General features: G+C 44.9%; 15 protein-coding genes. 1 reads left to right on the top strand and 14 read right to left on the bottom strand.

All coding sequences use genetic code 11. The features are described 5' to 3' along the window. Positions 1–46 precede the first annotated feature (46 nt). Entirely contained in the window at positions 47–412 is a 366-nt protein-coding gene (locus tag DTOX_RS12925) for a Uma2 family endonuclease (protein ID WP_422698410.1), read from the top strand. A 218-nt stretch (positions 413–630) separates the two neighbouring features. Here the strand turns inward: DTOX_RS12925 and DTOX_RS23755 are convergent, their stop codons facing one another. The 14 genes from DTOX_RS23755 to DTOX_RS12990 all read right to left on the bottom strand — a co-directional run bounded on the left by DTOX_RS23755 (position 631) and on the right by DTOX_RS12990 (position 17,844). After that, on the bottom strand, positions 631–717 hold the full coding sequence (locus tag DTOX_RS23755; RefSeq protein ID WP_083773438.1) for an ATP-dependent Clp protease proteolytic subunit: 87 nt from the start codon (positions 715–717) through the stop codon (positions 631–633). A gap of 12 nt (positions 718–729) precedes the next feature. Next, the gene (locus DTOX_RS12930) at positions 730–3,384 is read right to left on the bottom strand and encodes a PEP/pyruvate-binding domain-containing protein (protein ID WP_015758125.1); all 2,655 of its coding nucleotides are present in this window, start codon (positions 3,382–3,384) and stop codon (positions 730–732) included. A gap of 59 nt (positions 3,385–3,443) precedes the next feature. Further along, a complete protein-coding gene (locus DTOX_RS12935) occupies positions 3,444–4,079 on the bottom strand; it encodes a TetR/AcrR family transcriptional regulator (RefSeq protein WP_015758126.1) in 636 nt (211 codons plus the stop codon). Between the two features lie 287 nt (positions 4,080–4,366). Then, positions 4,367–5,707 (bottom strand): DUF4829 domain-containing protein, encoded by a 1,341-nt coding sequence (locus DTOX_RS12940; RefSeq protein ID WP_015758127.1) that lies wholly within the window; start codon positions 5,705–5,707, stop codon positions 4,367–4,369. Between the two features lie 498 nt (positions 5,708–6,205). Beyond that, positions 6,206–7,678 (bottom strand): ABC transporter ATP-binding protein, encoded by a 1,473-nt coding sequence (locus DTOX_RS12945; protein ID WP_015758129.1) that lies wholly within the window; start codon positions 7,676–7,678, stop codon positions 6,206–6,208. A 13-nt stretch (positions 7,679–7,691) separates the two neighbouring features. Next, positions 7,692–8,387 (bottom strand): energy-coupling factor transporter transmembrane component T family protein, encoded by a 696-nt coding sequence (locus DTOX_RS12950; RefSeq protein ID WP_015758130.1) that lies wholly within the window; start codon positions 8,385–8,387, stop codon positions 7,692–7,694. After that, the gene (locus DTOX_RS12955; protein ID WP_015758131.1) at positions 8,384–10,129 is read right to left on the bottom strand and encodes an ABC transporter ATP-binding protein; all 1,746 of its coding nucleotides are present in this window, start codon (positions 10,127–10,129) and stop codon (positions 8,384–8,386) included. The genes DTOX_RS12950 and DTOX_RS12955 overlap by 4 nt, the downstream gene beginning before the upstream one ends. Further along, on the bottom strand, positions 10,126–11,961 hold the full coding sequence (locus tag DTOX_RS12960; protein ID WP_015758132.1) for an ABC transporter ATP-binding protein: 1,836 nt from the start codon (positions 11,959–11,961) through the stop codon (positions 10,126–10,128). Before DTOX_RS12960 ends, DTOX_RS12955 begins: the two co-directional genes overlap by 4 nt. A 5-nt stretch (positions 11,962–11,966) precedes the next feature. Next, positions 11,967–12,599, bottom strand: a complete 633-nt coding sequence (locus DTOX_RS12965; RefSeq protein ID WP_015758133.1) for an MptD family putative ECF transporter S component — start codon at positions 12,597–12,599, stop codon at positions 11,967–11,969. Positions 12,600–12,643: 44 nt separating this feature from the next. Further along, a complete protein-coding gene (locus tag DTOX_RS12970; RefSeq protein WP_015758134.1) occupies positions 12,644–13,660 on the bottom strand; it encodes a methyltransferase in 1,017 nt (338 codons plus the stop codon). A 68-nt stretch (positions 13,661–13,728) separates the two neighbouring features. Further along, positions 13,729–14,121, bottom strand: coding sequence for a hypothetical protein (locus tag DTOX_RS12975; RefSeq protein ID WP_157862957.1), 393 nt, complete (start codon positions 14,119–14,121; stop codon positions 13,729–13,731). Positions 14,122–14,517: 396 nt separating this feature from the next. Continuing rightward, positions 14,518–15,348, bottom strand: coding sequence for a hypothetical protein (locus DTOX_RS12980; RefSeq protein WP_015758137.1), 831 nt, complete (start codon positions 15,346–15,348; stop codon positions 14,518–14,520). A gap of 423 nt (positions 15,349–15,771) precedes the next feature. Continuing rightward, positions 15,772–16,518 carry a prepilin peptidase gene (locus DTOX_RS12985; RefSeq protein WP_015758139.1) on the bottom strand — a complete coding sequence of 249 codons (747 nt, stop codon included), beginning with the start codon at positions 16,516–16,518 and terminating at the stop codon, positions 15,772–15,774. Positions 16,519–16,599: 81 nt separating this feature from the next. Next, the gene (locus DTOX_RS12990) at positions 16,600–17,844 is read right to left on the bottom strand and encodes a type II secretion system F family protein (RefSeq protein WP_015758140.1); all 1,245 of its coding nucleotides are present in this window, start codon (positions 17,842–17,844) and stop codon (positions 16,600–16,602) included. Positions 17,845–17,892 lie beyond the last annotated feature (48 nt).

Raw genomic sequence — 17,892 nt, forward strand, 5'->3', positions numbered from 1 at the left:
TAGCTTATTGATATGTTAATTAGGAATCGTTCTACTAGGTAGAGTTATAGTTGCACCAATGGATGTCCTGCTTTCAAATACCGAAAAGCCGCAGCCGGATATTTTGTTTATCTCAAAAGAACGGATTAACATCATCACTGAAATGAACATCAAAGGTGCTCCGGATTTAGTGGTTGAAATATTATCACCGTCAACAGCCGCAAATGACCGCACAGATAAAAGTAGGATGTATTACAGACATGGTGTCAGGGAGTATTGGATTGTTGATCCGGATATTCAGTGCATAGAAATATATGTATCGGGGGAAACTAACTGGAATCTGTATCAAGCGTTTAATGTCAATGAGGTTTTAACATCACCACTTTTTCCTGGTTTAGAGATAATAATGAAAGAGGTATTTATCATTGATTGAAACACCCACGAATGATCGTGAGCATTTCTTTTTTCACTATGGCGTAGGGGCTAGTTGCAATCACCTATTGATTTTCCTCGATCTGTACGACAGCGAAAGCATAACTATTTTCTAATAATAAATGCATGCTTCAGAAAAATAAAGGCATTTAGGGCAATCGCAACCCAAAATGCACCCCATGCCGTAACGAATAGTCTTAGTTTTATTCTATGTCATTACTAAAACCCATACTCTTTTGCCTCTTCTGCTGTCATATAATAGTCCCTCTCCATATCACTCTCAATTCTTTTTAGCGGTATCCCCATATTTTTGGCTATCTATTGCCAGAGATAGATTTTTCCTCCATCGCCGTCCACAGTAATTTTTTGTCCATCGCGCAGTAATCTCATCACACCCGGAATGTTAATCACCGCCGGAACACCGTATTCACGGGCCACAATGGATCCATGAGATAAAAATCCCCCTGTCTCCATAACAATAGCAGAGGCTCTTAAAAACAAGGGTGTCCAGGCGGGATCTGTGGACGGGGCCACCAGCACATCACCAGCCTGCAATTTTTCCCACTCACCGGGATGAAAAATTAGCCTGGCCGTACCGGACGCCCTGCCTGCGGCCACACCCATACCGGTTAAGGCATCACCCGGGCTGGTGGTGACGGGTTCCATAAAATGAGGAGCCTCATCAACTATTAAATCCGGAGGAGAAAGTGCCTCCATTTCTTTTTTCCTAACCTTTCGCTCGGCCACCAAAGCGGCCAATCCCCTGCCGTCCCAGTACCCTTTGAGCAAAGAGAAAATTTCTATCAAAGTACAATGATAGATATCAGCCTGACCCCCAATAATTCCCTTTTCAGTCAACCGGCGTCCTATCTCCTGGTAGAACATACGTCCGGGTTCAAATAACTTAATGTATACAGACTTGGACATCTCTCTTAATTCCGCACCTTTTAAAGCTTGTTTCAACAAGGATTTTATCAACAGGCGGCGATGAAACAGCAACTTTTGCTTAATTTCCCGCCAGGCACTGTCCGCTTTTTCTTTTTGACGTGCCTTTATTAAGCCGGTATCGGCAGTTTCCATGCTACTCTTGATGATATTCAAAAGATACGAAGGGTCTTCCCGCCAGCGAGGGTTAATGATATCAGCTTCATATATGCCTCGGTGCCCGTATTCTGCTAAAAAGTTTTGAAAGGATTTTTTAAACGGGGAATTATCCGGCAGATCTTTATCCCAACAAAGCGGGTTAAATGATTCGGCGGCAAAGAATCTTCCGGCGTTCGCATCACTGCGGGCAATCTCGGCTAATTCCACCAGGCGGTAACCGTGCTGAGCACTGGTGATGTCCCCGTTCCCCATCATAATGGCATTGGCTATTGCGTTTCCTTGACCCGGAAAAGTTTTTTCCAATGCATTAACCAACATCATATAAGAAACTGCTGCTGAGCTGCTTAAAAAATGAAACTTAAGGGCGAATTTTGCAGAAACTCTGGTATTGTCAAATAAAGTATTGATGATATCTTCATTTGCGTAGTGCTTAAAATTTTTTCTTAATAAATCTTCCGTATAGCCACTAAATTCAACAAAAGATTTCTTAGCCTTTCTCTTGGCCTTTGTCATGGCCAGCATAAACTTTAACAGTCGAAAAACTCTTTTTAATCCTTTGCCGCCGGCATACGGTTTCTTTTCGTTAATTTTAATTTCCGGAAGGTTTCCTCCCAGACTGTCGTTCGTTTTCCGGGGCGCCAGGCCCAACGCGTCATACCAGAGCCACTGCTGAAGTGACAGGTTTATGTACGGCCTGCCCTGATAAAGTCTGACATAACGCAGCCCCGTGGGTATCCGGCAGCCTACTGCTTGAAACGGTGATTGCAATATTGTTGTGAGGCCGTGTTTCAATAGGCTCCAATTAAGAGTTGACTGGACAAAGGGAATTGCATCCCGAAAATTGGCGTTGGACCATATATCGGGCTGATCCTTAATTTCAGCACAGGTGTACCTGGGTACCGACGTCACCGGCCGGGCCTGGACCAGAATGAAGTCTTTGCCGTCATACACCCATTCAACATCCTGATGCTGCTCCCCCCGGCCCAGGGCTTCAAATACCCGCCAGATCTCAAAACCCAATTTTACTATATTTTCATCTGTCAATACCTGACCGGCCATTGATCCGGCAGGTTTGACAAATTCCGTTCCCCCTTGTTCTGCCGGAACAATCATCCCGCCTTTGCGGCCGATTGTTTTTTCTTTTATCTCACACATTAGATCCAAACGGTATTCATCCGGTTCGATGGCACCGCTGACCACGCTCTCACCCAAACCGAAATTGGCGCTTATCAGCAGAACATCTTCCCGTCCGGTTCCGGGGTCACAGGAAAAACCCACGCCGGCAGCCTTTGCCTCCACCATTTCCATGATCACCACGGCGGGAATTACCTGTTCATCACTGATATTCATTTTTCGCCGGTAAGCAACTGCCCGGGGTGTCCATAAAGAGGCATAACACTTTTTGATGCAGGACAAAATATTTTCTATACCCCGGACATTTAAGAATGATTCGTGTACCCCGGCAAAGGATGCCTTTGAACTATCCTCAGCAGTGGCTGAAGAACGTACTGCCAGCGGTTTCTCAAGTATTCCGATATTTTTCAGCTTAGAGACCAGTTCCTCCTGAACAGGTGAAGAAATACGGCCAACTCTGAACTTTTCTCTGATCTGGAAAAGCTTTTCCTCAATCTCCCTTTCTCCGACATTGCCGGCAGTTACACTTTGCGCAATATCCTCTATATTTATCAGGCAGCCGTTTTCTTTGACAAAATCAAGGTATGCTCCGGCCGCAAGAACTCCACCCGCGGGGATCTTAAACCCATACCGATCAAGCTTGCCCAGGTTCCACCCCTTTCCCCCGGCTGCCTCCGTTCCGGCTTGAAAGGCACCGGGCCAGCTAAGAAAAAATGCTTCATAATTGCTTTTCATAGAAACACCCCCTGTCATGTTTTAGCACTTAACAATTTTCATCATAATGCTCATTTTGTTCATTTGCTTGTTTTATCTATTGCTCCCTGAAGAAAAAGATCTACGCTTTCGGCGATATAGTCTTGAACAGAAAATTGTTCCGGGTCTGTATACCACCTTATGCCAACCGATACACGAATATTGTCCGCCTGGGAAAGCAGCACATCAAACGAAAGGTCCTGCCTGATTTCTCCTGCTTCCTGTCCCAGCTTGATAATCTGGGCCAAATAATTTTGTGCACCGGTCCTTTGAATTTCATCAACGGAAGAAGTTAATAATTTTTGCATCTGGTAAGAAAGGTATATATTAAAAACATCTTTCGGGACTTTTTCTGATATCAACCAATCAGTTACCCTGTTCAGTACAGCCACCAGACGTGAGCGGGTGTCTGTATGCTCCTGTATTAAGCTGTATATCTCCGGCACCCGTTCTCGCACAAACCTCTGTAAGTATTCGATGATAATAGCTTCTTTAAAGGAAAAATGATTGTAAAGGGTTTTGCGGGCAATGTCGGCTTCTTCTGCAATTTGCTCCATTGTGGTTGCATCAAACCCTTGTCTGTTGAAAAGATTGATTGCAGCATTGATTATTTTTTGCCTGGTTTCTTCCTTTCTTCTCTCATATCTGTTGCCATCCGACGAATCATTTGACTGCATAGGACACCTCTGTTTCCTTAATACATTATAAGTTAATTATATATTATACATTAGAGCAATATTACTCATATGTATATTATAATACAATATTTCACGGTTAACAAGTGAAGAACGCAGCAAAATAGCACAAATATCAAAAACATGAGTTATACACTTACAGTAAATTAGTGTAAAAAAAATAAGGACAGGGTTAGTTGCCCTGTCCTGTGAGTGGTGGTGTCGCCAATATTGTTAATCGCGATGCCGGATTGAGACAGCGATGAAACAATCATTTCTACTGCTAACCTCTAATGCCCAAATCCTTCTATTTTCCATCCCGTCTGAAAAGATTCATAAACCATACTGCAATCCCAGTACTGCTTTCCGTTGCTGACGCTCACCTCCTTGTTGTATCGAAGGTCCACCGTTACCCTGAATTTTTTCGTGTTCTTATTAGGCTCATCAAGCAATTCAATTTTTAACAACTTTGCGGACTTAAGGTTATTAAAATTTTGATCAGTTAAAAGCAAGTCGATCGCATCGTTATGTAACTTCTCGTTTCGCATATTTGTTGTCAACTCACCCAGCAGAGTTTTTTTCGAAATACAGCATTCCGCAGTCTCAGCGTCTTTTTTATTCAGAGCTGTGAAATATTCTTCAATAATCTGCTCCGGCTCCAGCCGGGACAGCCTTTCTTCGTTAGTGTCCGCTTTAACTTTGTCCGCAAGCCAATCGTTAAACGTCTTGCCGGTCACTTCGTCAAAACTGCCCCCTTTCAAGCTGCAGGCATTAAACGTATTGTGCCGTCCGGCACTGATGAATGCGCCGATGATTTTACCGCCGCTTTTTACGACAATACCTCTGCAATTTTGTATTGGATAAAACTCTTGCGGCATGCTTTCATGAATTCTATAAATTTTAACGTCAAGATCGGCGGCGTTAGAGTATGTGCTCATGTCAAGACCGATATCCTTTGAAAGCTCGTTGTTATACGCGAAATAATATGTATTTGGATTAAAAGCAGACAAAGTGCTGATGTTGTTTAGCTTGTTTTTCATCTCGCTGATCTGATAATCAAGCGTCCATCCATATTCCTTAAACAGCGCCTCATCAGATTTATCTACACTGAAGGTGATATTTGTGTATTCAAAAAGTGAATCAATATAGCGTGCAAAATCTGTTCCTATATCGAAAAGACCACCGTCCTTTATGATGTAGGCTTTATCGTAGAGTGTGTCATAGTAAAGCCCACAGCTATATCCGCCGATCTCATTTGACAATTTAATCGTATACTGATCTGTACGATTGTTTTCCAGATCATCTTTCTGCTTGGAGGGCATGCTTGTTCTTATCGTTGAGTCAATGTATGCCACTGCTTGGGAATCAGTTGCTTCAAAGGTATTTGACGAATTAAATCCTTTGTTTTCGGAGAGATATGAAATTTTTACACTATCATATTCCGTGGTATACGCCGCTTCCGATGTCCTTAAAGGAGCGAATGATGACACATTACCTTGATTCGAGGGATTCGCAGGCATCCCTTCCGTTTGCTTACTAACGATAAGAGAAAGGCTGACCACAGCGACAATTACAATTGCCATAACGCTTACCCAAAATGCATTTTTTTTATAATTCAACACATTTTTCATCCCTTCATTCACTCCCGTTTCACCAAATGCGAGGGGGCCGAGAAGCCAGAGGCTTTATCAGGTAATCGTGTGTTCCATGGAATCAGTGGTCGGTTCCGGTGGAATCTTGTTAATATTATTTTTCACATTCTGTCTTTCCCTGTTTTTCCTTTTCCATGTCAACCTGTGGTTCATTGTTTTTAGGTTCAATTACTTTTTTTGAATTTAGTTCACTTTGTGACATTATTATACCAGGAAATATTACCTTTTTACTATTGTTTAATGACTTAGCTATTGCGATTAATTGCTCTAAACTTGTTCAATATTATTATATCCTGATTCTGATTCAACAGCAAATGCTGAAATACCATCAATATCTGTTAGGCTTGGAAGCTTGTCAGCGTGATTGATGCCTGAATTACCCATCCCATATCTCAATGGCAAAAAAAAGTCATTGACAAATAGCCAATGAAACGAAATTAACCGGCTTTAGGAGCAGGTACTACGGTTATACAAAAATCACACAATTCCCAACATACAATCAACAGCCAATGGATAGCTGTCTGCATGCAGACAAAAATCCTTAAAGAGCATGCCTTTTTGCAAATATACGATCCGTGTGCATACTTTTTGCACCAGTTCATGGTCGTGGGTGATAATCAAAACAGCCTTTCCAGAAGCGGCCTGCGCCTTAACGCATTGTACAACCCGTTCGAGATTCCGTCCATCAAGCCCCGAGGTAGGCTCGTCTAAAATCAATACCGGTGTTTGCTGCATCAGGGCAACCGCTAGGGTGAGCCGCTGCTTTTGTCCGCCGGAAAGGGAGGCCGGATGTCTTTCACGATACTCCCATAAATCAAGCTCATTTAAAATTTCCTCAGCTTTCTCCAGGAGTGTGGACTCCAATTTTTTGCCCAGGGTCATTTCGCCTAAAACACTTTCGGAAAATAACTGACTGTCGGTGTCCTGCATGACGAACCAGGCATGGCGGCAGCGTCTGGATGCCTTTACACCGGTACCGTTATACAGTATTTTTCCGCTTTTCTCTTTTACCAGCCCGCAAAGAACCCTGGCCAGTGTTGTTTTTCCAACACCGTTGGGGCCGGTAAGAGCTAATATTTCACCGGGTTTTATGCAAAAAGAAACATCAAGCAGTAAAAGCCCGCTGCTTTTTCCCGCTTTTACGGCCAGGTTTTGAACCCTCAGCACCGGTTCTTCACCCGTCAGACCGGTGATTATTTTATTCACGTCCCAGCTAAGTGTTGTTGTCCTCAGTCCCATCTCCGACAGGCGATCCTTTGACAATGATTTCATTTGCCGTGAAGTATATGAACATTCAATTTTTCCATTTTTCATATAAACCACGCGGTCGGCAAGCTCCATCAGGTAATAAAGGCGGTGTTCGGCTATTATGACAGTGCTGCCGGCCGCTTTCAGTTTTTTTAATACCTCCATAAGCTCCTTTGTGGCAGCCATATCGAGGTTCGCGGAGGGTTCATCCATGACATAAATAGTTGGTTTTGCCGCCTGAACCGAAGCCACCGCCACCTTTTGCTTTTCCCCGCTGGAAAGAGTCAGCAAATGTCTTGCCAGAAGAGGCTCAATTTGCAGCGCGCGTGCCGCTTCTTTCATCCTAATCTGTATTTCATTTGACAGTATTCCATAATTTTCACAGCCAAAGGCTATTTCGTCCTTCACCACAGCAGCAAAAAACTGACTTCTGGGATCTTGAAACACGCTGCCCACAAGTTTGCCAAATTCCCATGGTTGTAAATCCGCCGCGTTTTTTCCACCCACATAAACCTCTCCGGATAACGTTCCTTCATAAAAATGGGGAATCAGACCGTTGAAAAGACGTGTCAATGTGGTTTTCCCACAACCGCTGGGACCGGTCAGCACAACAAATTCTCCCTGCCGGACAGTCAAGGATATGCCGGACAATTGCTCTCGCTCATAGTTATAGCGAAAGCTGACATTTTTAATCTCAATCACTTTATTCCCCCGCCTATGTAAAAAATATCATCGCGACAGCGCACACCACAAAAAACACGGCCATAACAACTCCGTCAGCAAGGCTTAACTGAATGCGCCGCAGGCATGTCCTGACGCCGGGATTGTCGATTCCCCTGGCAGAGGCGGAAGCCGCCAGTTCATCGGAGATTTTCAGGCTTCGCATCAGCAGGGGAACAAAAGCACACTCAATGGTCATAGTTGGATTTCTTATACATTTTGCCGAAGCAAAGGAAATGCCCCGCAGGCGCATAGCATCGCGTATGGCCGAAAACTCCCTGGCAATACAGGGCATGAAGCGAAACCCCACGGCCAGGGGAATAACGACTGTTTTCGGCATCCGCAGCTTCTGCAGCGCGGCAATCAATTCACCGGGAGGCAACGCGGACAAGGCGGAAGCCGCCATGGTTACGGGGATAAAACGCGCCGCGAAAAACGCCATAAACCCGAATATGACAGCGGCCCCCGGCACATAAGCGTGAATAATATACTGCACACCATACAAAATGCCGAAAGCCAGCAGGTATTGCAGCGCTTTTTTGATCATCCCCTGGATCAGAAGATAAACCGTCATGGCACCGATCAAAACAAACAGTCCCGCGTCACCAATTATAAAAGCAAGTATTCCGCATAAAATCAAAACAAACAGTTTTGTACGGGGATCCAAATGAAACATCACCTTCGCGCTCATGATGCTTTCATGCTCCAGCCCGCCGAATGCTGCTGCAGGCTCCACAGGCGGTGATACAACCCTTTCTTCGCCAGCAGCTCTTCATGCACCCCTTGCTCCGCTACCTTTCCGTCCTCTAAAACGATTATTTTGTCCGCTTCTCTTATGGTTTTCAGGCGGTGGGCAATGATAACAACGGTCTTGTTGCTGACCAGAGCGCTAATAGCGTGCTGGACCTGGGTTTCATTTTCCGGGTCAAGAGACGCGGTGGCCTCATCAAGAAGCACGATGGGCGCGTCCTTTAAAAGCGCTCTGGCAATGGATACACGCTGCTTTTCCCCGCCGGAAAGGGTGCAGCCGCCTTCGCCGACAGGCGTATCATAACCCTGAGGCAGCTTCATGATAAAGTCATGGCAGCAGGCCTGCTTGGCCGCCCATTCAATTTCCTCCTGGGAGGCGTTTATTTTTCCAACCCTGATGTTGTCACGGATGGTATCCTTGAAAAGATACACATCCTGAAAGACCATGGAAACGCGGGCCAGCAACTTTTCCGGGTCAACAGCTTTAATATCTTTACTGTCAATCAGCACCCTGCCGCCCTGCACATCCCAGAACCTTGCGATAAGACGCGTTATGGTGCTCTTGCCGCTGCCGGAGGGTCCGACCAGGGCCGTAACGCTTTTCGGAGTTATGGAAAAGGACACATCTTTAAGCACGTCGGTGTTCTCATAAGCAAAGGTGACATTCTGAAACTCAATGCTGTTTCCGGCAGGAGCATTCTTTTCGCCCGGCAGGGGTTTTTCATGGCGGATTTGCATGATGCGCTCCGCGCTTAAAACAAAATAGCGGATTTCGGCATAGTTTACAAGCACCAAGGTCAGCGGCTCAAATACACGATTACCTAGCAGTAAAAATAAAAGGAAAACCGGAAGGGTAAGTTCCCCGCCCGCAAGAAGAAAAGTGCCGGTGAAAACCATCAGGGTAAGCCCGGAGCGCATAATGACAATGGCCACCATCATAACAGGTCCCATAATGCCCTCCAGCCGGATGGATTCCCTCATTAGACGCACAAAAGCCTCCTGAAGCCGATGAAAACGCTCGCCGCTCATATTATGTGATTTAATCTCCCGCATGCCGAGCAGGTATTCCTGCAAGCGGCTGGCACTGTCCACCTTTGCCTGCACATGTTTTTTGCCAAGACGCATTTGCAAGCCGGTGGAAAGCCATACGATTAAAAAAGATAACGGCAGTGCAATGAACATGGCCAAAGCCATTTTCCAGTCGATAAACAACAATGAAATAAAGGCTATGACAGGAAAAGCCACTGCGCTGACCAATTGCGGCAGATGGTGTGAAATGGTGGTTTCCACAGCGGTGTAATCACCCAGCATCATGGTTGTCAGGTCACCCGGATCACGGCTTCCCAAAAAGCCCAGGGAGAGCTTGCGCAAATGCTCCGCAAGCGTGATGCGCCCGCTCGCCGACGCGTCATATGCGGTAGTAAAGGTTTTGCTGTAAGCAAAGCCGGAGGCGATGTACTGTACAATCATCCAGCCCGCGAGTATGGCGCATACCGTCCAAAGTCTCGCGGTATTGAGGGGTGTTTCAGGATTTGCAAAAGACAAATAAATGGTATTGAATACATCAAAGATAAGCGCCGCCGGCAATATTTTGCAGATGCCATCTAAAAAAGAAGCGAAGCAGGGCATAAAAAGTGTCCTGGGATTGCCGCTTGATATATTGTAAAAGAAGTTTTTCATCATATATTCACCGCCTTCGTTTTTTTATCTTTAGAGAGTGCCCACGCCCCCGCATCCATATGAGCCGCCCACATGCGGTGGTACAATCCATTCTGTTCGATTAGTTCACCATGTCTGCCCAATTCCACAATTTTCCCCTCACTAACCACGAGGATTTGGTCCGCCTCACGGATTGTGGAAAGCCTGTGAGCAATAATAATTACCGTCTTTCCTCTAATAAGTGTGCTTAGCCCTTCTTGTATTTTTGCTTCGTTTTCCGGGTCGGCAAAAGCTGTTGCCTCATCCAGCACCAGTATAGGAGAGTTTTTCAATATGGCTCTGGCAATGGCTATACGCTGTGCTTCTCCGCCGGAAAGATAGGTGCCTCCTTCTCCGATTTTGGTCTGATAACCCTGAGGGAGGCGCTCAATAAATTCGTGGCAGCAAGCCGCCTTTGCCGCCTCAATGACTTGGGCGCCGGCAGCGTTCGCATGGCCCATGCGGATATTTTCCTCTATGGTGTCATAGAACATGTGCACATCCTGAAACACAAAAGACACGGCATTCATGAGGTTTTCGGTTCCCATTTCCCGAATTTCCACGCCGCCTATACGGATGCTGCCCGAGGTTGCGTCCCAAAAGCGGGAAATCAAATTAGCTATGGTGGTTTTCCCGCTGCCGGAGGGTCCGACCAAGGCAGTTATTTCCTTCTCTTTCGCGGTGAAGGATACACCGGACAGTGCTTCGGTACGGGTTGCGGCATCCTTGTTGTCATAGGAAAAGCTGACGTTGTCAAATTCTATGGTATAATCCCCGGGCAATTTCGGTTTCATTGGTTCGGCAACAGGCTTTTGGGAGAAAATATCGTCAATTCGCTCCACACCTTCCGAAATTATCCTCATGTTCCCGCCTAAATTTATCAGTTTCAATATGGGAACCGACAATCCGGGGGCCAGAACAAGGAAAAGTATTAGGGTTAAAGCAAGCGCCTGGTTATCCGGCTGACCGCTGAGAATCAAAATACCCGCAGGAAGAATAAAGGTCATGATGGATGCCAGTATGGTCAAAAATACGGTGTAAGGGCGTTTGTAAACCCTGGTGATCTTTACCGCCCAATCACGATAATCCTTAATAGAATTATGAAAACGCAAGAAGGTGCTTACCGTAAGCCCAAACACCTTGACCGCGGGCATCCCCCGCACATATTCAACACCTGCGGCATTCATCTGCTCCAGTGCGTTATGGTAGCCCTTTGCGTAAAACTTTCCTTTCTCACCATAAAAAGCGGTGAATTGCGCCCCAAAGGCCCCCATGATTGGAACAGCACAGACGAGCGCCAGGCGCCAATCAAGGATAAACATCGCCATCAGCATGATCACGGGCAGCGCCACAGCCCCAACAAAATCAGGAAGCTGGTGGGCAATAAAGCCCTCGATTTTCTCCACGCTCATTTCCAGTGTTTTCTTTATTGCCCCTGACGACTGTCGTGTATGATAGCCCATGGGGAGCTTTGCCAGATGCTCGGCCAAACGTATTCTAAGGCTGTAAAGGATACGGAAGGCCGATATGTGCGAGGCCATGGTGCTGCCGTAAAAAAATATAAGAGATACCAAAAAGGAGAAGAGAGCCCATAACCCCCACTGGCGAATGGCAGCCATATCGCTTAAAGCCGGATCGGCGGCGTTTTTTAAAAGCTCCTCCACTATAAAGTATATAGCTACAAACGGAATAAACATCAGCATGGTGCTTATTATTGACAATATGCCCGAAAGGACGAGCAGCCCCCGTTTTTCACCCGCAATCTCCAACAAACGGGGAATGCCGTTTTTTTTCTTTACTCCAGCACTATTATTCATTATTTTCACTTCGCCTCCACAATTTCTGAGCCCTGTATCAGACCCGATTTGATGAAGTGCCTCTTCAGCATGCTCCAGCCCAGGAGGCAGCCCAGCGCACCGCAGCCGGCGCCCAAAGCTGCGATGGCCGCCAAAATAAGAGGATCAAAGTAATACAGATTCATCAAAACAAGCTGCTCTGCCGAAAACATGTTGCTAAAGTGCTCGGAAAAATACTGCCCCCCGAATATCCAGAGGAGAATTGGACCGAGCAGTCCATTACCGGCGTTAAATACCGACCATGCGACGGTATTGCGTTTGATACTTTGATAAGAGGATGCCGGTATCATAATAAGCTCTCCGATAATACCCAGAGGCAACATGATAATAAGCAGATGGGGTAAACCCATCAGTGTATAGAACAATCCTCGTAAAACCGAATGCAGCAGCATTACTCCCCGCTTGCCGACTTTAAAGGCAAGCAGCAGGTAAATGGGTGCGGTAACCATCCCTGTTAAAGGTGCTCCGGCTATTAAGGCAAATCCCATAAACGGCATAGTAAGCACTCCGACAGCCATACCAACAACCGTTAACAGTGTTGTCAGTATGCCTATTAAAACCAAATCCTTAACGGTAAGTTTTATAGCTTTTTCTTTCATACCAATACCTCCGTATGTATTAAAACGGATTTTGTACAAAACGTTTACTTACGGCCAACTTCCATATCTATTGGTCCCATGGCCATATCCAGGGTAGTGCCGCGCACCGACCTGAAACCCGCCCGAAGCATGGCATCAGCTATAAAGCCCTGTTCAAACGCCACGTCCCACCCCAGCATGGCCACCGGCAGCCATCCCAGCACCATAATTTCAGGTCTGGTCATTTCATGAGTCAAGCCATCGGTAACCACAACACATACTCCACCCGGATTAAGCGCATCATATATTTTCTTCATTACGGGGTCGATATTCTCTTTGGCAACATTCAGAGTCGCCATGGCCAGAACCAGATCATAGTTCTCCCCGATGGAGTCGGTTAAATAGTTTCCTCCCATAACCTCCATCCTGTCTCCCATCTCATACTCCTTGATGTAGGTTTGACTCACCTTAACCACCTCCGACTGATCAAAAACAACCCCTTTCATGGAAGGATGCCTGTCTACAATGGCCATGCCAATCAGCCCCGGCCCCCCGCCCAGGTCGAGCATTTTCCGAAAACCCTCGAATTCCGGCAACTGGGAGATAAGCTCAGCAAAATATTGCGCTATTCCCGCCCTTTCGTAGTTGGCATTGTATAACGCTGACCGCGCCCACATCTCTTCGGAGCCCAAATCACCCCGAGAAGATGGCGGCGGAGGTCCCTCTTTTATAAGCCCGGTCAATTCTTGAAATTGTCCGAACCGGTGGAAGTTATTCATGAAAAACTCTCCCAGATAGGTATCACGGCCTTCCACAAGAAAAACTTCAGCTTCATTACTATTTTTATACAAGCCGTTCTTCTTCTCCAAAAGCCCGCACGCCGCCAATCCGTCCAGGAAAAAACGCGTGTTGCCCGGATCTCCGCCGATAAGCCTGGCTACCTCATTGGCCGGTTTTGCTTCAGCCAGGCAACTAAAAACTTTTAGCTCAATAGCTGTTAACAGCAGCTTTGACCGCACCTGTCCCATTAAAATGTTATACAGGTTCTTATAACTGATGTCTACCTTAGGAAAGTTTTTCATCCAAATACCTCCTTGAATTTTATACTTGTTTATAACTTATGCGAGAATGATTTTCATTATCAACTATTTTATTCCTGAATATAATTTACGATATCACCTAACTGATTAATACTTTCGATATCCTCAATCTTAATTTGAAAAAGTATAATATTTTTATTCTTCAGTTCTCGATAATAAGAAGCTTCCGCATAAAGAAATCTATCTGGATCTTTCTCTACCTCATTCTTATGTTCCTCATTAAAATATCTAATCTTTAAACTTATATTTTCAAAGTTCTTATTTTTTAAAGCTCTTATAATTGAGTAAAGCCTATCTAACTGGCTTTCGGATAAGTTGTTGTTTTCACAATCGACAAAAAGCCCACAACTAATACTAAGAGAAATTTTGTTTTTATATAAATCTACTGCTTCATCAATACTTAACGTCTTACCTACTACTGATGGACAGAGTGTGAAAGTCATAAAATAACTAGTTATCATGGGGTTATATGTATAAAACCAGCATTTGAATACTGTAAATGGCATGTGTTATCCGTGGTTTGAGCATTCTCTAAATAAACTGCATTACCCAATTACTTACCATAATTTACTGCAAAATCCTAAACATCATAATAATCTTGAACAGGCAGTAATTAACCTGTAAAGCTAACATTATTGTCTCTAACTGCCTGCAATAATGGGCCTGTCCCAAGTGCAGTAATGTAAATGCACAACCTGCGAAGTGTTTTACCATTGAAACCATCTATATCAGTATAAGATAATTTACTTAGTATCATATATTGCGTATCTGTAACTGCCATAGTTTTATACCTAAGTTTAACTAATATCAGTCAAAATAATATAATCATTATTAAAACCCTAGTTATTATCGATATAGTTGTTAATTTCGTCAGGCGTATTAACATTGTTTATGTTTGTTATCCTGTATTCAATTTTAATTGCACCTTGTACTTTCATCTTCCGGTATGTAGGATCAGCACTATTCATATAATTTTTGAAATCTTTTTCAACACTTTGCTCATAAGACTTATCAAAAAAAACTGCTCTCAATGATATTTCATGAAAATCATCATCTTTACACGATTTTACAATTGCAAATACCTGCTCAAGTCTCGATTGCCCTGAACCTTTTTGACCACTATCAAACAACGCACACTGTATTTCTAAAGAAAGTTTATTCTTAAATAGTTTTTTTGCTTCTGATAAATCAATTGTTTTTCCCTTGAGTACCGACTCAATATCTTCATGTGGAAGTATTACCACTACATCAAACATGTTACTATTAATAAAACCTTTTATTGGCTTTTCAGCTTGTTTAGCCCATAGAAGCCATAAGTACCTTTCATTATATGGCACATATACATATCTCGATTTCCACACATGACCGTCTGCGAATTTTCTTATGTCAAATTTGAACTCTTTATCATCTTTGGGATGCACAATACCTTTTATCTCTTTTGGTGCTCCAAGATATTCGTGATAATAGCCCATTCTTTCAATCACAAACTCTTTCCCATACTTTTCTTTTAGATATTGTTCCATTCTGTCTTTTTCTCCCATTAGTACAACCATTACATATAGTCTGTACGCAATAAAAACTATCACTAATGCAAGAAAAATTTTCATAGGCCATACAACGCAGCCTATACTTCTTTTCTTTTTTACCCCTTTCTCAAACCATGCTATCATCCAATTTATCTACCCCTTGCACTTTAAAATTATCTTCGGTAATACGCCGGAAATCTATTAAGTAGTTTATAACTTTCACACTCTGTCCATCAGTAGTAGCTAAGTCATAAAATAATTAGTTATCATGGGATTATATGTATAAAACCAGCATTTGAATACTGTAAATAGCATGTGTTATCCGTGGTTTGAGCATTCTCTAAATAAACTGTATTACCCAACCGCTCACCATAATTTCCTGCAAAATCCTAAACATCATAATAATCTGCAACTCCATGTTAAGAATATTTATCAATTAATTCTCAATGTATTTTTTAATATCATTAGGCTGATTTATGTTTTCAATTAATATTTTATACAGTATTATTCTTTCGTTCTTTAATACCAAAATTTCTTTGCCCGGATTATTGTTCCACCTAAGATTGTTCAAAACAGTGTCATATACCAATTAATCAACCTGTCTGCCGCAAAGATCCCCGTCACACCTCCCAGGGCCAGATAAGGACCGAAAGGGACGTGGTCCTTTCTTTTTTTCCGTCCGCTGCATAACAGTACAATTCCCACCAGCCCGCCGGATAAAAAAGCTAAAAACAACCCCGCCAGCACATTGGGCCAGCCAAGGTATAAACCGATAACAGCGCTCAGTTTAACATCCCCGCCACCCATCCCCCCCGGGGCAAGCAGGGCTATGACCAGCATAATAATACCCGCAGCGGCAAATCCGGTCAGTCCGCTGATGAGTTTGTACGGGGATGCCAAAAATAAAACCGGCACTCCCAGGACAAGGGCTGCAACCACAACTTGATCAGGTATAATACCGTGTTCCAAATCAATAAAAGCAGCAACAACCAGAGCCGATAAAAATATCCACACGGCAACAGTATAATAACACGCCCCCCAGGAGTGATAAGAGGCCAGGAACAAAACGGCGGTCAACAATTCCACCAGGGGATACCTTGGATTGATGGCGGCCCTGCAGTTGCGGCACCTTCCCTTTAATAAAACGTAGCCCAAAACAGGCGACAGATCCACCCCTCTAATACCGCTGCCGCAGTTGGGACAACCCGACAGGCCGAAAACCACAGACAGTCCCCGGGGTATGCGGTAAATGCACACATTCAGAAAACTGCCCAGACACAACCCTAATAAAAAAACCAGTATATTATTTAACATAATCAAACCTTATCTTTTAATAATATTATTTTCAGCCGATAGACCGGATTACCATGAACAGGCCGGAACTTTCGTCATAGTCTACTGGACATTGCCGTAACCGGCTACCATGGCACCGACCAGCGCCGCGGCGATAAATCCCACAATCCCGCCCAGCACCACGATGAGAATGGGTTCCATGAGACTGATCATTTTATCTATTTTTGCCTGCAGCAGCTTTCCGTAAATATCGGCCACCATCAAAAGGGAAGAGTCCACACTGCCCGTTTCTTCCCCCACTTTGACCATGTTGCCCACCATCGGGGGAAAGTAATTTCCGGCTCTCAACAGCGGGTCAGAAAGATTTTCCCCGCGCAGCACCCGGTCGACCATCCGTTCGATGACTTTTTTCACCGCTGTGTTGCTGATGGTTTCACGGGTAGCCTTTAACGCCTCCAATACAGACACCCCGCTGCTAACCAGCAAAGCAAGGGTCTTGGCAAAGTGGACTACAACGGTGTATTGGAAAATTGGCCCCATCAGCGGGATGCGCGTTTTATACCGGTCGATAAAATACCTGCCGGCCGGTAAATAATAAACCACAGCCATAACAACCACCAAACAACCCAGGCCGATCCCCAGTTTGCCCAGATTCGCCGAGGCGTTGCCGGCTATATCAATAAGAAGCCTGGTATTCCAGGGCATTTCCCCGCCCATGGATTCCAGAAAGGGAGCTAACTTGGGAAGCACATAACTCACCATAAATATAATTACCCCTAAAGACACTAACAGAACGATTGCCGGGTAAAGAGAACTGGAGATAACTTTCCGCATAAGCTCCAGCCTTTCTTCCCAGTATTTAGCGACCCTCTCCATTGCCGTGTCCAGCAAACCGGTGGTTTCTCCCGTTTTTAATATGCTCGTTACCATTATGGGGAATGTCCCGGGGAACTGTATCATCGCGTCGCTTAAAGCTTTTCCGGCTTCCACGTCGCGCCGGACAGAGGACAATATGAACTTCAGCCGCCTGTTCCGGGACTGCTGTTCCAGGACAACAAGGGAAGCCACGATGGAAACGCCGGCCGTGATTAGGGCGGCCAGCTGCCAGAGCAAAATAACCACGTCGGACTGTTTTACCCGGCTCAGCCTTATTAATAAATCGTTCAGATTGACGGAAGGTACGGACGCAGTTTTCGCAGCCGCCTGCCCTTCCTGTTCTTTAATGCTGGTGATGGCCAGACCCTGACCTCTAAGCGCTGAAACGGCCTCCGAAAGGCTGCCGGCCGAAAATGTTCCCCTGGCCGTTTTCCCGTCACGGCCGACAACCTGGTAACTGTACTGGGGCATTAAATCTTACACCTGCCTCTTGAAGCAGCCTTAAGCGCATGACGCCTG

This window comes from Desulfofarcimen acetoxidans DSM 771 (genome assembly GCF_000024205.1).
GTDB lineage: Bacteria > Bacillota > Desulfotomaculia > Desulfotomaculales > Desulfofarciminaceae > Desulfofarcimen > Desulfofarcimen acetoxidans.

Bases quoted from the DNA above. Each gene is read 5' to 3' on its own strand.
- DTOX_RS23755 (WP_083773438.1), bottom strand. From the start codon at position 717: ATGGGGATACCGCTAAAAAGAATTGAGAGTGATATGGAGAGGGACTAT.
- DTOX_RS12930 (WP_015758125.1), bottom strand. From the start codon at position 3,384: ATGAAAAGCAATTATGAAGCATTTTTTCTTAGCTGGCCCGGTGCCTTT.
- DTOX_RS12935 (WP_015758126.1), bottom strand. From the start codon at position 4,079: ATGCAGTCAAATGATTCGTCGGATGGCAACAGATATGAGAGAAGAAAG.
- DTOX_RS12940 (WP_015758127.1), bottom strand. From the start codon at position 5,707: ATGAAAAATGTGTTGAATTATAAAAAAAATGCATTTTGGGTAAGCGTT.
- DTOX_RS12950 (WP_015758130.1), bottom strand. From the start codon at position 8,387: ATGAGCGCGAAGGTGATGTTTCATTTGGATCCCCGTACAAAACTGTTT.
- DTOX_RS12955 (WP_015758131.1), bottom strand. From the start codon at position 10,129: ATGATGAAAAACTTCTTTTACAATATATCAAGCGGCAATCCCAGGACA.
- DTOX_RS12960 (WP_015758132.1), bottom strand. From the start codon at position 11,961: ATGAATAATAGTGCTGGAGTAAAGAAAAAAAACGGCATTCCCCGTTTG.
- DTOX_RS12965 (WP_015758133.1), bottom strand. From the start codon at position 12,599: ATGAAAGAAAAAGCTATAAAACTTACCGTTAAGGATTTGGTTTTAATA.
- DTOX_RS12970 (WP_015758134.1), bottom strand. From the start codon at position 13,660: ATGAAAAACTTTCCTAAGGTAGACATCAGTTATAAGAACCTGTATAAC.
- DTOX_RS12975 (WP_157862957.1), bottom strand. From the start codon at position 14,121: ATGACTTTCACACTCTGTCCATCAGTAGTAGGTAAGACGTTAAGTATT.
- DTOX_RS12980 (WP_015758137.1), bottom strand. From the start codon at position 15,348: ATGATAGCATGGTTTGAGAAAGGGGTAAAAAAGAAAAGAAGTATAGGC.
- DTOX_RS12985 (WP_015758139.1), bottom strand. From the start codon at position 16,518: ATGTTAAATAATATACTGGTTTTTTTATTAGGGTTGTGTCTGGGCAGT.
- DTOX_RS12990 (WP_015758140.1), bottom strand. From the start codon at position 17,844: ATGCCCCAGTACAGTTACCAGGTTGTCGGCCGTGACGGGAAAACGGCC.